At 58.6% G+C, this 13600-nt stretch carries 17 protein-coding genes; 6 read left to right on the top strand and 11 right to left on the bottom strand.

Going from position 1 to position 13600, the window contains the following annotated elements:
• Positions 1 to 230: 230 nt before the first annotated feature.
• The gene (locus tag DQW50_RS00400) at positions 231 to 3164 is read left to right on the top strand and encodes a class I SAM-dependent DNA methyltransferase (RefSeq protein ID WP_112077359.1); all 2934 of its coding nucleotides are present in this window, start codon (positions 231 to 233) and stop codon (positions 3162 to 3164) included.
• Between the two features lie 66 nt (positions 3165 to 3230).
• Here the strand turns inward: DQW50_RS00400 and DQW50_RS00405 are convergent, their stop codons facing one another.
• From DQW50_RS00405 to DQW50_RS00445, 9 genes are all read right to left on the bottom strand, one after another.
• Positions 3231 to 3668, bottom strand: a complete 438-nt coding sequence (locus DQW50_RS00405; protein ID WP_112077360.1) for a hypothetical protein — start codon at positions 3666 to 3668, stop codon at positions 3231 to 3233.
• 162 nt (positions 3669 to 3830) lie between these two features.
• Positions 3831 to 4940, bottom strand: coding sequence for a hypothetical protein (locus DQW50_RS00410; protein ID WP_112077361.1), 1110 nt, complete (start codon positions 4938 to 4940; stop codon positions 3831 to 3833).
• A complete protein-coding gene (locus DQW50_RS00415) occupies positions 4940 to 5719 on the bottom strand; it encodes a hypothetical protein (RefSeq protein WP_241964285.1) in 780 nt (259 codons plus the stop codon). The genes DQW50_RS00410 and DQW50_RS00415 overlap by 1 nt, the downstream gene beginning before the upstream one ends.
• Complete coding sequence (locus tag DQW50_RS00420) at positions 5716 to 6282, bottom strand: hypothetical protein (protein WP_112077362.1); 567 nt, start codon at positions 6280 to 6282, stop codon at positions 5716 to 5718. The genes DQW50_RS00415 and DQW50_RS00420 overlap by 4 nt, the downstream gene beginning before the upstream one ends.
• Positions 6282 to 6461, bottom strand: a complete 180-nt coding sequence (locus DQW50_RS00425; protein WP_112077363.1) for a hypothetical protein — start codon at positions 6459 to 6461, stop codon at positions 6282 to 6284. Before DQW50_RS00425 ends, DQW50_RS00420 begins: the two co-directional genes overlap by 1 nt.
• Entirely contained in the window at positions 6462 to 8012 is a 1551-nt protein-coding gene (locus DQW50_RS00430; RefSeq protein WP_112077364.1) for a hypothetical protein, read from the bottom strand.
• Positions 8013 to 8063: 51 nt separating this feature from the next.
• The gene (locus DQW50_RS00435; RefSeq protein WP_112077365.1) at positions 8064 to 8609 is read right to left on the bottom strand and encodes a hypothetical protein; all 546 of its coding nucleotides are present in this window, start codon (positions 8607 to 8609) and stop codon (positions 8064 to 8066) included.
• The gene (locus DQW50_RS00440; protein WP_112077366.1) at positions 8609 to 8866 is read right to left on the bottom strand and encodes a DUF378 domain-containing protein; all 258 of its coding nucleotides are present in this window, start codon (positions 8864 to 8866) and stop codon (positions 8609 to 8611) included. The genes DQW50_RS00435 and DQW50_RS00440 overlap by 1 nt, the downstream gene beginning before the upstream one ends.
• Positions 8863 to 9270: a hypothetical protein gene (locus DQW50_RS00445; protein WP_112077367.1), complete on the bottom strand. Its 408-nt coding sequence runs from the start codon at positions 9268 to 9270 to the stop codon at positions 8863 to 8865. The genes DQW50_RS00440 and DQW50_RS00445 overlap by 4 nt, the downstream gene beginning before the upstream one ends.
• Before the next feature lie 113 nt (positions 9271 to 9383).
• Between DQW50_RS00445 and DQW50_RS00450 the strand changes: the two genes are divergently transcribed.
• On the top strand, positions 9384 to 9593 hold the full coding sequence (locus DQW50_RS00450; protein WP_112077368.1) for a hypothetical protein: 210 nt from the start codon (positions 9384 to 9386) through the stop codon (positions 9591 to 9593).
• Positions 9594 to 9832: 239 nt separating this feature from the next.
• Positions 9833 to 10090, top strand: coding sequence for a hypothetical protein (locus DQW50_RS00455; protein ID WP_112077369.1), 258 nt, complete (start codon positions 9833 to 9835; stop codon positions 10088 to 10090).
• A 27-nt stretch (positions 10091 to 10117) separates the two neighbouring features.
• Here the strand turns inward: DQW50_RS00455 and DQW50_RS00460 are convergent, their stop codons facing one another.
• A complete protein-coding gene (locus DQW50_RS00460; RefSeq protein WP_112077370.1) occupies positions 10118 to 10582 on the bottom strand; it encodes a type IV pilin in 465 nt (154 codons plus the stop codon).
• A 161-nt stretch (positions 10583 to 10743) separates the two neighbouring features.
• On the opposite strand from DQW50_RS00460, the gene DQW50_RS00465 reads away from it, so the two are divergent.
• Positions 10744 to 11529, top strand: coding sequence for a hypothetical protein (locus DQW50_RS00465; RefSeq protein ID WP_112077371.1), 786 nt, complete (start codon positions 10744 to 10746; stop codon positions 11527 to 11529).
• 14 nt (positions 11530 to 11543) lie between these two features.
• Here the strand turns inward: DQW50_RS00465 and DQW50_RS00470 are convergent, their stop codons facing one another.
• Positions 11544 to 11795, bottom strand: a complete 252-nt coding sequence (locus DQW50_RS00470) for a MarR family transcriptional regulator (RefSeq protein ID WP_112077372.1) — start codon at positions 11793 to 11795, stop codon at positions 11544 to 11546.
• Positions 11796 to 12176: 381 nt separating this feature from the next.
• On the opposite strand from DQW50_RS00470, the gene DQW50_RS00475 reads away from it, so the two are divergent.
• Together DQW50_RS00475 and DQW50_RS00480 are read left to right on the top strand one after the other, a co-directional pair.
• A complete protein-coding gene (locus DQW50_RS00475) occupies positions 12177 to 12434 on the top strand; it encodes a hypothetical protein (protein WP_112077373.1) in 258 nt (85 codons plus the stop codon).
• A gap of 102 nt (positions 12435 to 12536) precedes the next feature.
• The gene (locus DQW50_RS00480; protein WP_112077374.1) at positions 12537 to 13598 is read left to right on the top strand and encodes a site-specific integrase; all 1062 of its coding nucleotides are present in this window, start codon (positions 12537 to 12539) and stop codon (positions 13596 to 13598) included.
• Positions 13599 to 13600 lie beyond the last annotated feature (2 nt).

The raw sequence follows: 13600 nt of genomic DNA on the forward strand, positions 1-13600 counted from the left end.
TCGACCGGGATCGACTCCTCGAGCGGTGTCGATCGCGACCGCAACACAAGCACGATCTCGTCCGGAGACGTCGACCGCCGGGCTCGAACCGACTCCGGGGGGTCGGTCGCGTGTTAGGGGTGTGGCTAAGGCCACACAAGCTAAGGTACCACACCGTCTCCGCAACTCCGAGTTGAATTTTGCTGGTGACAAGCGTTTATATTGGTTGGTGTCACAAACTGATTATAACGATGTCTGTCACCGAGGATACAATCACGGACCTTCTAGCGGGATACCTCCGCGATGAGGGTATCCGAGCCCTCACCCAAATCTCTGACACGTATCCCAGCGGTCGAAGCCAGCCTGATTGGGAGATCAAGAGTGGAGGTGTGTTCTGGGGTGAAGCGAAGTGGGAATCCAGTAAGTGGCAAGGATTCGGCGAAGCTCGAGACTACGGCCAGCTTCCAGGCGCATCTGGATCGTTTCTCATATCCTACCCTGATAAACTGAAACAGGAAGGCATCCAACGTGGGTTAACCGGCGATATAACCGAGTCTTCGCTTGCTGACTACAAGTATAATTGTGCGTTTCTCCGGCGAGACGAAACCACCGACATGGCGACACTCACGTTGGAAGAGATTCCACAGTGGATAAAAGAAAATACTGAGGAACGCAGGGAAGCTGAAGCGGACACAGATCAAGTCGTAGATGTACTCCGGCAGATGGCTCGACGTCTTAATGAAGAACTTCAGTCTGCTCCTGAAGAGAACCTGTTTCGTAATGTTCTCGGAGCATCTACTACGGATGAGGAAGAAGCCGAGGCTGCACGGGAAACGGCAGGATTCCTGCTTATCAACCAGATCACGTTCTATCGTGTTCTGAGTTCGAATTTCGAACAATTTCCCGAATTAGACGCAGATGAATTGGACTCCCCGCGTGATCTTTCTGATTACTTTGAGAGGGTTCTAGAAAAGGACTACACTCCTGTCTTCCAATTCGAGATTCATGATGACCTTCCTCAGTCCTCACTTGACGTTCTTAGAGATACCATCAAGAGTATCAACGGTGTCAGCCCTGAACGAATCAATCACGATGTCCTTGGGAAGGTCTTCCACGAACTTATTCCAAAAGAAGCTAGAAAAAAGGTTGCCGCATACTATACGAAAAACGAAGCAGCTGATATCCTTACCCATCTCGCCATTGACAGTGCTGACAGTCGTGTTATCGATCCTGCGTGCGGTAGCGGGACACTTCTCGCTTCATCCTACTTGAGAAAGAAGGAATTGTTATCTACCGAATTCAACGCTGAAGTCCATGATCAATTTATAACAAATGACTTGACGGGTATCGATGTGATGCCCTTTGCCGCCCATCTGTCATGTATTCACCTTGCTTTACAGGCACCTATCTACGAAACAGACGAAGTGAATATTGGTATCGCCGATAGCACAGAACTTCGACCTGGACTGAGTGTTAATCCTTTGTCATTTGTTCTGCCAGAAAGTAGTGAACAACGTGGGCTTGGCGACTATTCTTCAGGCCAATCACCCGACATTTCTGAGGAAAAGATCGAAGCGGGGAGTACAACGCTTGATGCTGAACTGGGGTCAACGATGGAGCTCACAACTAAAGACCTCGTAATTATGAATCCGCCGTTCACTAGAGGAGAGTCAGTAGCTCGGTTCAGTCCAGACTATAAAAACAAACTAAAAACGAGGTTTGACCGGCGAGATCAGAAAGGACATTTACATGGAAAAATGTCGTATTGTAGTTATTTCTTTTTCCTTGCGGACAAGTTCTTGGAAGAAGGAGGCCGCATCGCAGCGGTAGTTCCAGCTACAGTCCTCAATAAAAAAAGCGACAATGGAGTGCGACAAATGCTCGTCAACGAGTACGATGTAGAGTACGTCTTTGCTAGGGAAGATGAACCGAATTATAGTGAGGACACAGACCTTCGCGAAGTACTCATTATTGCCCGCAAAGACAATACTCACGATAGCGACTCCGGTACAGCATTCGTCTCTCACGATGGTCTCGATATCGACATCGACGAAATTCAAACTCTAGCGGAGACAACTGAGACCGGAAATTCCTACAATGGGAATAACTTCACCCTCCAGAAGATCTCGTTGGAGAGCCTGAACGTGAATAATCTGTTTGCGCCATTCCTGCTGACAAACCGTGAGTTAAACACGTGTTGGGAGAAGCTAGCAAACGGATTTGAACTAACCAATCTTGAATCACTCGATGTCGGCTTGATCCGCGGAATCGGAAGCAACGCGGACGGCATAATGCATGTTCATCCAGAATGTTCTCTAAACGACCCGGCCGCTCACACATTTGGTGAACGGGATCTATTTGTTCTAGAAGAGAAGTCGTCAGATCACGTTGTCGCTCGACATCGGCATACTGATGAGACGTTTACAATTCCCCGTGAAGATGTTGCACCCAATCTCCGTCGGTACGCAGGTCAGAAAGAGATGGACCTGTCAGACAGTCTTGAATATGTAGTGCTAAATGATAATTGGGACGGAGCAGAGAGATACCTGGAGTTGACAGATGAAGACAGCATACACTACAAATGGTCGGATCGGGTTCATAAGCGAAGAGGTCACGTTGCTCTCGTCCGTCGTGTAGATTTAACGGCACCAGGTACGCATCACCTTGCCTACTATTCCGAAGAAAATCGTTTATTCAACGAGCTATTGTGGGTGCTTCCAAACGCAACCCGGCAAGAAGGAAAGATCTTAGCCGCATGGTTTAACTCAACTTTCGGCTGGTTACAGTCGTTCTTATATCGCGTCGAAACGCGAGGAGCTTGGCTGACGTGGTACAGGTACATTGTTAAAGAATATCGAGTGCCACGCTTAAGCTCACTAAATGAGGAAGACCGTGAGCGAATCACCAGTACATTTGATGACGTGAAGAACGCCGAGGCACCATCAATATATCAACAGTTGGCCCTCAATACGGATCCGTCTGAGTTGAGCGAGGAACAATTAAACGACATTGAGGAAGCTTATGATGGTCTAACGGAGATTCTCGGGGGTGGATTCCAATCTCGACGAGAGTTGGATAAAGCGATTCTTGATGCTGGTGGTGTTGAACAGCAAGATGAACTTCTAAACGAATTATATCGAGGTCTCTTATATGAAATTGTCAGCCTCAAGCTTATGATGGACTAGAAGTACCCACAGATCTGTGTTATACTTCTATATTCAGAACATCTCTGATATTTTACTTTGTCATTTTTATATTGACTGTCTGTTAGACCCGTATCTGGAGACATCTATCCGATGTAGCCGACTCGAAGAAATCTGTGCCTCTCGTGAGTGACTCCGATAATGCGTCTCTCCTGGATTCGTCCAGTTCGTGATCTCTAAGTCCCGAGCGCGGACCGTGCGCGACGACACTACGGTTATCTCTCGACCCTCGGCTCGGTACCACACGAGCGCGTAGCCGCCGTCAGCGTCCGCCAGCGTCGCGTGCTGGTCCTCCCAGAACTTGAACGTCGGTCGCACCCCGTTGACCATGGAACCCTTCACGTCCCACGGACGGCCCTTCTCGTCTGTCGCGTCGAACTTGAGCCCGTCCACGACCGGGTAGTCAAGCGTGAGAGGGTATCGATCCGTCGCCCACAGCTCGACGAGCTTCCCGTACCGACCGACGATCGCCGGATCGTAGCTCATGGCCGGATCCGTTTGGGTTTGTGTCGCCGAACCCCCGGCCGATCTCGCTCGCGAGTCGATCGATCGATCCCGGCGATCCCCCCGCCGCGATCGCGGCCGGGCCCCCCGCAGATCGCCCGCGTATAAAATAAGGTATGCGCCGGGTGGGTGTCCGTCATCGGATTAGTCATCAGCCGGAGACGTTTGCTTTGGCACCAACTCCGTGTACCGATTATTGTCTCTCCAATCTCGAAACACTTTGCCGACCCAGTCCTCGCCGTACGGAACCAGCCCGGCGGCGTCGTCGTACTTCATCCCGCGTTCGGCGGCTTTGATGGCGGTCTTGATGTGTTCGTCCTTCCGTAGCTCCTCGGGCGTCTGACCGCCGCTCTCGCCGTCCTCGTCGTCATCCATCTCGATGCTGAACTCGGATGCCTCGTGTTCCGGGTAGTTCTCGGCGGTGTCCGTCAGGCCCTTGTAGTCGCCCGCCTCGGTGAACTCGTCTTTCCCGCCCTCGCTTTCGAGCAGCCGGGCGAGCCCGGGATCGCTCCGGCTCGGCTTGTTGATCGCGAACGACGCGACCCGGCGGATCGACTTCGCCGTCTTCGTCCGGGTGTGCCCGACGAGAAGGACCGATCCGCGCTTCGGGTGCGGGCCGTGCTCCGCCTCCTTTTTCCGGATGAAAAGCAGGGAGTCCGAGAACTGCTCGGCGGCCTTGTTCCCGCTCCCGAACCCGGAGAGTTCCTGCGCGATCTCGTCGAGGACCGCGAGCACCGGCCCCTCGATGTTCGCCATCGCTTCGAGCATCTCCCGGTCGGAGCGCACGACGCGGTCGTAGCCGTCCCACGACGTGTTTCCGATGAGCGACCCGCCGGTTCGAACCTTCCACGCCTGCGCCACGTCGAGCGTGGTCGCGGTCTTCCCGGAGCCGGGGGACCCAAACACAAGCCCGATCGCGCCCTCGTGCGTGAGTTCGCCCGCCGCGTCGGCGTACAGGTCGCCGCCGTCGCGTTCCTGACCCGTGAGCCCGGTCGCGGATTTCATCTGCGACACCGAGCCGTGTCGAACCGCCTCGTCGATCGTCCGGGTCGCCGCGTTCTGGACGATGAGACGACCGATCTCCGTCTCCTCGATCGAGTCGTCTATCAGCCCGTCGTAATAGTTGAGAAGCGCGAGCGTCTGCCGGTCGTCGACGAGTCCGGCGAACGATCGAACATTCTCGCCCGGATCCTCGCCCCGGAGCTTCGATCCCAGTTCGGCCGCCGCGTACGCTCCCGTCTTGTCGTTTCCCATCAGTTGGCGTCCTCCATCGATAGCGCCTCGGCTTCGTCCAACAGCTCGAAGCCGATCGTCTCGCCGTGTCCGTTCGTCTCCGCGGCGGGACCGTCGCCGGCCTTCATCGACTCCGGCTTGAGGTCCTCCGGCAGTTCCTCCTCGACGACCGCGGACACGGTGGCATCGTCGTCGCCGAACGACGGCGTCGTGGTCGGATCGAGGATCTCCTGCTGGTCCATCATGCGGCGGCGGTCGAGCCGCCGGACGATCGACCGGATCCGACGCTGGAGCCGGCGGGACTTCCTTGCCTCGGGCTCGAACTCGTCTCGGAGTTCGGCGATCTGGTCCATCGCGTCGACCACCAGGGCGTCGCCGGCGAGCTGGCTCCCGGCGACCGACTCCCGCCAGTTCGCTACGGCCACGTTCTCCTCGGGGCGGTACTCCTTCACCTCGTAGACGCGCTTCGCGGTCGGCCACTCGAAGAGCGTCCCGGCGTGGACGTCCATCGCGTTGAACTGGTCCTCGGACAGCTCGTAGATCTCGCCGCCGGTCTCTTCACTCGACTCGAACGCGACGACGTAGATCCCCTCGTCCTCCGGGAGTAGCCCGTCGATCGCTCCGCCGGCGATGTATCCCGCGATCGCCACGACGACGCCCGCCATCACGACGATCCCGAAGCCGGGGATCTCCCACACAGGGGTGATCCGTCCCGTGTGCGCCGCGCCGACGTACAAGAGTCCGACCCCCACGACGATCCGCGTGTTCTCACGGACCCACTCGACGAGACCGGCGATCACAGGACCCGCCTCCAATCCCGCTGTTCGTCCTCGCGTCGACGCTTGACGATCCCGAACGCCATCCCGGCCGATCCCATCGCCGTCAGGAGGACGATGAGCTGAACCCGGCCGTAGGTGATCGGCGGGCGGTCCGGCGTCGTCTGCCCGGTCGACACGTAGCTGTATCTGTTCTCCTCGATCGACGCCGGCGTGGTCATGGTCACGGCTGACTGCCCGCCTCGGCGCGGGACCTTCACGAAGACGTCGCTCGTTCCCTTCGGGAGTCGTTGCTGATAGATCCGTCCGGACCCGGCTCCCTCGGAGAACTGGACCGCCTCGGTGAGAGTGATCCGCGTCGACGAGTTCGTTTCAAAGCGCAACTCGAAGCCTTCCCGCTCGTCGTTGTAACTCCACTCGACGAGCTGTGTATCCGCGTCGATCTCCTGGGCGTACGTCTCCGGCTCCGGCGCGTCCGCCGTCGTGTTCACTTCGATCCCCGGACCCGTCCCGGTCGCCGCCGCACCCCCGACCGCAACACAAGCCAGTATCGAAACCGCAACACAAAAAATCAGGATGCGGACCATCAGACCCCCACGATACCGCGGATCTGTGTCTGGATCCACGACTCCGCGATCGCGACCGGATCGTATCCGAGGAACGCGGCGAGTGCGAACGCGGCGATCGCGACGAAAGCGATCTGTCCGATCGGTCCGATCGTCCGGGTGATCGCGTCGATCGCGATCCCGATGGGGGTCACGGCCATCTAGTCGTCCCCCCCGGTGAGGTAGCCCCAACCGATCGCGGCCGCACCGGCTCCGAGCGCGATCGTTCCCCAGTCCTGATCGCCGTCTAGGAACCCGCCGGCTCCCCCGGCTCCTCCACCGCCGGTGGCGGTGTCGTAGACGTTGTTTTTCGCGTCCTCGTTTGCCCCAAAGTTTTCTTTGAAAATTTGTTCTATATCCTCGCTCGACGTGTCGGATTCGGCGAGTTGCCGGCTCTCGAAGGAGACTTCCGAAGCCCCGCCTTCCGCCTCGACGATCTCGAACGTGTTTGTGATCTCGGCGATCTCGCCCGTGAGGTTCCCGTCCGAGTCCTCGACGTTGATCGCGGCGTATATCGATCCGGGCACTAGCTCTGGATCGATCTCTTGTCCGACAGGGAGCGGATCCGGCTCGTCACTCGTCCGAGCAAGCCGTCCGTCGTATTCTGATTTCTCTCCATCGACGTCGACGGATAGAACAGACGACTGCTCGGCGATCTTGAACCCCATCGACCGCAGGGCCATCGTCGACTCTTGGAAGTCCTTCGCAGTCGACGCGGTGTCAGAGAGGTGCTTCGGGCCGACCATCTCGGCCAAATCGATCTCTCCGTCTTGGGCGTCTTGGAAGTAGGTATCGACCATGCTCGATACTTCATCCATCACAGCGGTGTGTTCGTCATCGAGATCTTGGTAGATCTCGGCCCACTGCCAGCAGTTGATGAGGTCGACATTTGAATCATCAATGTCGAGGGCATCATCTTCATCAACAGAGTCGTAATCGGCAGTATCGGGTTTCTTGATTCGAAAAGTGTCTACCCGTTTTCCTGCCGAACCAGCACTATCGTACGCGCTTTGATAATCGACAGGGTCCATGATATGGTAGTAGTCCCCGTCTTGTTCGATTACACCGTTGTATTCGAACGAGGTACCATCGTATAAGCTGGTAGACTGTGTGCCTCCTTTGAGGCCATTCATACCCACAGAATTTCCCCCTTTGTCATCGTCTCTGGTGTTCCAGATATTGATGACATTACTATACATATCGTCGAGATCCCACTGGTCGGAACTATCGAAGGTTGTCCAGACAGTCGAGGCTCGGAGGTAACGAATACTCCATGAGTCGAGGATCCCCTTTTGGACGGTTGAGAAGGATTCATTTATCGCCTCCTCCGCTGCTGCTGTTGCGTCAGCTTCGTCACCAGAATCTACGGCCTGCTCGTAGATTCGGAAGATGGCCTCTTCTCGGGCTTTGTTCTCGACTAGTTGAACGTCCCGTCTGAGGGACGCCAGCGTTTGATCGAGCATCAGCTCGTCCTCGCGAGCGCGAGTGAACTCGTCGACGTGAACTTGCCACTCCAGCGAGTCGGCCACTTCGGAATCGTCAGGGCCGTCGACGATGTAGCCGTACGCCGCGACCGCGGCCGCGGCCGGTCCGCCTAACGCATAGATCGCCCCCGTCTTCAAAACATCTTCTTCCGACTGTGCTACCGCCGTCGACGACCCGATCGCGCCCGCGCCGGCGAACGCGCCGATCCCGAGCGCGGTCTTTCTCATTACCCCCCGGCGCGAGTATCGGCGTTTCGTAGGTTGTGTTGCGGTCATACGCTAGTCCTCACGAGTCAGGAGCAACACCGCCCCCGCCACGACGAGGACGCCGACGATCGGGAGGTTCCCGCTCGAGTCGTCAAGGAGCCCGCCGCCCCCGCCCGAGGTGCGCTCGAGGAGCCCCCAATCCGTCGACGCGATGTGTTCCTCGTCGCCGTCGGTCGTCACTTCCGCCGTGACGTGAACCGAGTCGTAGTCAGACACGTCCGTGTCCGTCACGTCGTAGCTGTACGATTCCGTCGCGCCGGCCGCAACCGAGAGGGTCGCCGTGTCTAGTTCGGTCCCGTTCCCGGCGTCTTGACCTTCCTCGAGCCCTTCCACGGTCACGTCCACGTCGATCGGGCCGTTCCCGCTCATGTCGTCCGCGCCGGTCACGTCGACGTACACCGACTCGGTGGAGTTGGAGATCGTCGTCGAGTCGTCGACGAAGACCATCGGATCGTCGGCCTCCTGTGCCGCCACCCCGCCGACGCCGAGCCCGATCCCGGAGATCAGGACGAACGCCGCCAGCAGGATACCGCCGATTTTGCTTGTGTTGCGGTTCATTAGCTGTCCCCACGAACCGAGTCGACCACATCCGTCACGTCGTACACGCCGAGGTGGTCGGCGAGCGTGATCGCGCCGGCGACCGCGACCGTCGCGTAGATCGCGGTCTCGACGGTCGGCGAGCCGAGCGCCGTCCCGACCTCCGCCACCGCGTTGTAGTCGGCGAACTCGAGGAGCCCCCAATTCACGGCGCCGATGGAGGTAGCGATCCAGATGATGCCCGCGATCGTGTCTTCCCCGTCCCAGATGGAACTCATAGCATCCACCCCAGGGCGAACTGCCCGCTCGTAACGCTCACGACGTAGACGAGCCCCCACAGGTCCGCCGACGTGAAGAAGTCCGACACGGCCGGCGACACGACGAACGCGACGGGAAGCGCGAGCGTCCCGATCGCGGCCGCCATGTAGTACCCCTGTAACCCCTGAATGTCGTCCGAGAGGGTCGAAAACTCGGTGTTGTCGTTGGTGATGATCGTTCCGACGATGCTCGCGTAGCCGATGACCCACGCCGTCGAGAGCCCGAATCCGGCCGGCTCAAAGAGGGTCTCGGAGAACGAGACATCGAACAGTTGGAACGTCGCGACCCCGACGAGCATGAAGGCGCTCGCGAGACCGGCGACGAGTAGTGATGCGTCGATAGCGTCCATTTCCATTTTTGCCATGCGGACGGGACGGTCACGGTGACCCCCATATAATCGCGCAATCAGTACGGTGTGTCACCGTCAGGTGTCACTTTGAGGTATCTTTAAGTGAACCACCGTGCCCGGACGGGTCGATGGGCTTCAAAAGTCTCGTCGACCGCGACGGTAGCGGAACCGTAACGATCGACAAACAGCACCTCCAGCTAGACGGATTAGTCGCCGAGGACGGATCGATCAAGGAAGCTGACGCGCACACCCAGCGCGTCGGCAGGCGCGCGTACCTCGTGCGGTTCCCGGAGGACGGGGAAGTCCCGTCGTTGATCGAACTCGTGGGGCGAGCGTGAAACCCGCCGGAAGGGGGTTCTCGAGCCGACCCCGTGGGGTTCGACGTGGATGTATTCACGAACCGCGATCTATGTACTTCGATGGTCCTCGAGGACTGTCGAAGTACATAGAAATCGATTGGGTTGCGGGTGGGCGTCGTCGCGATAGCGGTCGATCGGTCGGTACCACTTCAACGTGGACGGGTTCAGTCACCCAAGATCGGCGGGATCGCGACCCCCGTACATACGGAGGTATATGAATGAGCCGTCGAACCAGCTTGAAACTCTCCGACGAACGGGAGCACCAGCTCGAAAAGGCGAGCGAGATCGTGGCGAACGGCCCCGAAGACGACCCGCCGATGAGCGTCGTGATCGACGCGGCACTCGCGCATCTCATCGAGAGCGAGGAGAACATCCGCGACGCCCGGGATAAACTCGATCCAGCGACGATCCAGCAGTTTAACACCGACGTGCTTGGGTTGCGGTACAGGACGCGAGTAGAAAGTCGATGGCGCTAAATACGGTATGTTTATTAATTAATTATCCTATGGTGTGGTCCACCCATCATGATTTTCGATATCAACGTTCTCAGAGAGGATGATCGAGTTCGATGGGTCATGGATTATTTCAATTTCGTCTACGGAATCCCCCGAACCATCACTATACGTCATGATGACTGATTCTCCAACGGAAAGAGGGCCGCTATCTATTGTCGAATCAGAATCATCTTCGATGTTCGAAATCACTTCGCTATTATCACCGGCAACGATTGTGAATTCGGATAGATCGATCTGATCTCCACCGTTATGCTCAAGAACGACCTCGCCACTAGTACTCGCGTCTACACTCAACTGCGCACTCGGCTGGCTGTCGCCGAGCGAATCGCCGAGTCCGAGCACGAACGTCCCGATGACGGCGGCCAGAATCACGGTAATCGCGACCATGAGTATGACCCCAATAACGGGACTCACGGCGCGGTCGTCGGAGTTGAACAGGTTGCTTGGTTTCATGGTTTGAACCCAGCGGTCCACCGATGAACGGTCGCTCCGTTCCGATCGGTTAGCTGGTTATTAACCGCTATGTAGGCCTTACTTATGTAGTTATTGGCATGAATATCAATAGTAAAAATTAGATGAACAATTTAAAATCAGTTGACGTGTAAGTGATGCCTATGCAACCCACGGCACAAGCTCTCGCCCGGACCTATAGCGATCGAGAGTATCCGGACCCGTGGGAGAAGGTCCTCGACTATCGACGTGTACAGGAGTACGCCGCGGAACACCCGAAACACGGTCGAACTCGCGTCGGGAACGCCCTCGATCTCCCACCGAGCCGCGTTCGGGGTTGGCTCGACGACGGGATGCCCGACCCGGTCCGCGGCATCCAGACCGCGATCGATCACGGGTGGCTCGATCCCGATCCGGACGGAGACATGGCAACTGCGCTCGTCGAACTGCTCGCGCACGTCCTCGCGGGCGGGAGCGTCAGCGACGTGTTCGTTCCGGCCGTGTCGTCCGGTCGGCGGATCGGTCCCGCTATGATCTCCGAAGCGTTCGAAGCGGTCGGCGTCGACGCACAGACGCGCCACGTCGACAGCGATTCCCGGGCGACCGAACTCTATCCGGCCACGGACGCGTCGGTCCTCGGGCGGTGTCTCGTCGCGATGGGCGCGCCGAAGGGCTCGAAGACCGGACTCTCCGCCGTGCCCGCCGTCGTGTGGGACAGCCCGGACGTGACGCGCCGCCGGTTCGTCGAGATATACGTCGCCCACCGTGGGGCGCACCTCGAAGGGAAGGCCACGACGCGGATCCAAGAGGAACGTCCCGAGTCGTACCTCGAGGACCTCCACCGGCTCATCACGGAGTGTGTGACCGACGAGGTATCCGTCGGCCCTGGCGGACTCACGATCTCGGCCGACGCTGCGAGGGAGCTTCAGGTCTCACAGCAAACGGAATAACGCCGGTCTGACGATCATTCGAGATCGTCGGAGTCGAGTTCGCCCGCGAGGTAGGCGCGACCGCGATCGGTGATCCGGTAGTATCCGGCGTCGACCGGTTCGACGAGATCCGCGGCTTCGAGTTTCCCGATCCGACGGGAGACCCAGTTTCGCGTGTATTCGAGGTTTTTCGCTATCACTGCGGGTGTGAGGATGAGATCGGACTCGGCGAGGAGTTCGAGGACCCGATCGTCCGTCTGATTCATCCACTCCACCCGGGGACGCATACGTCCGCGTTATACGGGTCCATATAACAGATACCGGTTTGCTTCGGTTCAAGTAGCCTACCGTGTTTGTTACTACACGATTCGATGGGTTACAGTTAAGTCGGCGGTCTTCTTGGAGAGAATCACGGAAGCACTCTCGCGGACCCGTCGCTCCTCGATGGGTCCGGTCGTTCGCAAAAGCGGACCCCGCTGGTAGGACAGCGGGTCCGCGTGGGCTTCCGTGTCTAGGCCACGAAAGCCATGTTCGGACACTACGCGCCGGGGTTTGAAGCCCCCGATCGATCGAGGAACCGCAACACAACCGCCGGAGTCGACCACTTTCAGTTTCACTCCGCGCGTCAGGATTCCCTCTTTTTAACCCCCGTCCGTCGGCTCGAGACGATGGTTTCGAAAGAAGTCGTGCGGATCGAAGACCGGCAGGACAGGTGGCGGTACGTGTGCCCCCGCGGGCATCGCTCGTGGGAACCGACGAATCACCATTTCTGGTGTCAGCAGTGCGCGGCCAGCGACGACGTTGACGGCGTTTTCGAGGAGCTTAGCGACCGGAAGACGGGTGCGCTCCTCGCGCGTGACCGGGTCCGGCTCGTGACCCAGGCAGGCCCCTACGATCGCGATCTCGACGGGGAGCGATCACAGTGACCGACGACGAACGCGGACACGCGAGACGGATCGCGGAGCAGATCGCGATGGTCGACGACGGGGACGACGGGGACGACGAAGACGACGACGGCGGTGATTCCGGTGAGTGACGGGCTCATCGACAAATCCACCCGGTGGAACGACCGTTCGGACCGCCGGCCCCTGACTCCTCGCGAGGGGATGAATCGATTTCTCCGGCACCGGGAGAAGGACTCGTCGAGTGAGACGATCTCGACGTACGCCTACCGGCTCGGCCACTTCGTCCGGTGGTGTGAGTCCGAAGCCACGTTGATGAACCTGAACGATCTTCGGGGGAGCCACCTCGAAGAGTACTGGTACTCGCGCGAGGACGATCTCGGCGCGTCGGCGCTGAAAAACGAGTTCGGGACGATCAAGAAACTCCTCGAGTTCGGGGTTGCGGTTGGGTCAGTCGAGCCGTGGCTCCCGGAGATCGCTCAGGAGCTGAAGCCGAGCCTGGCGAAGGGCGAGGAAGTCAACACGGAGAAGCTCTCGTCGGAGCGCGCACGGGAGATCCTCGACGACATGGAGCGGTATGAGTTCGGAAGTCGGAACCACGCGCTTTTCACCGTGCTTTGGGCTACTGGATGCCGCACGAGCGGCGCTCGAGCCCTTGACGTGGACGATTTCGACGCGGAGAATCAGAGTCTGGAGTTCGAACATCGGCCGTCGAGCGGGACGCCGCTCAAGAATCGAGCGGCCGGGAACCGTCACAACAGCCTCTCGGAGGACGTGTGTGAGGTGCTGAAGACGTACATCCGCTTGAACCGAGAACACGCGGTCGACGAGAGCGGTCGGGAACCGTTGTTCTCGACGAATCAGGGACGGATCTCGAAGAGCTACGTCCGCGTGTTGACCTACCAGATCACGCATCCGTGTAACTACGGCCCGTGTCCGCACGATCGGGAGAAACGCTCGTGTGAGGCCCGCGATCACGGTCACGAGTCGAAGTGTCCGTCCGCGAGGAGCCCCCACCGGATCCGAACAGGGGCGGTGACGCATATGCGCGACGAAGGCGCGCCGATCCGTGCGGTCGGCGAGCGCGTCGACGCGACGCCGGAGACCCTGAAACTACACTACGATTTCAGCGACGAGCGGAACCGGATGGAGCACCGTCGCGACGTTTTCGAGGAGATCAATCTATGAAC

Origin of the sequence: Halorubrum sp. 48-1-W (genome assembly GCF_003287355.1) — an archaeon.
In the GTDB taxonomy this organism is placed as follows: domain Archaea; phylum Halobacteriota; class Halobacteria; order Halobacteriales; family Haloferacaceae; genus Halorubrum.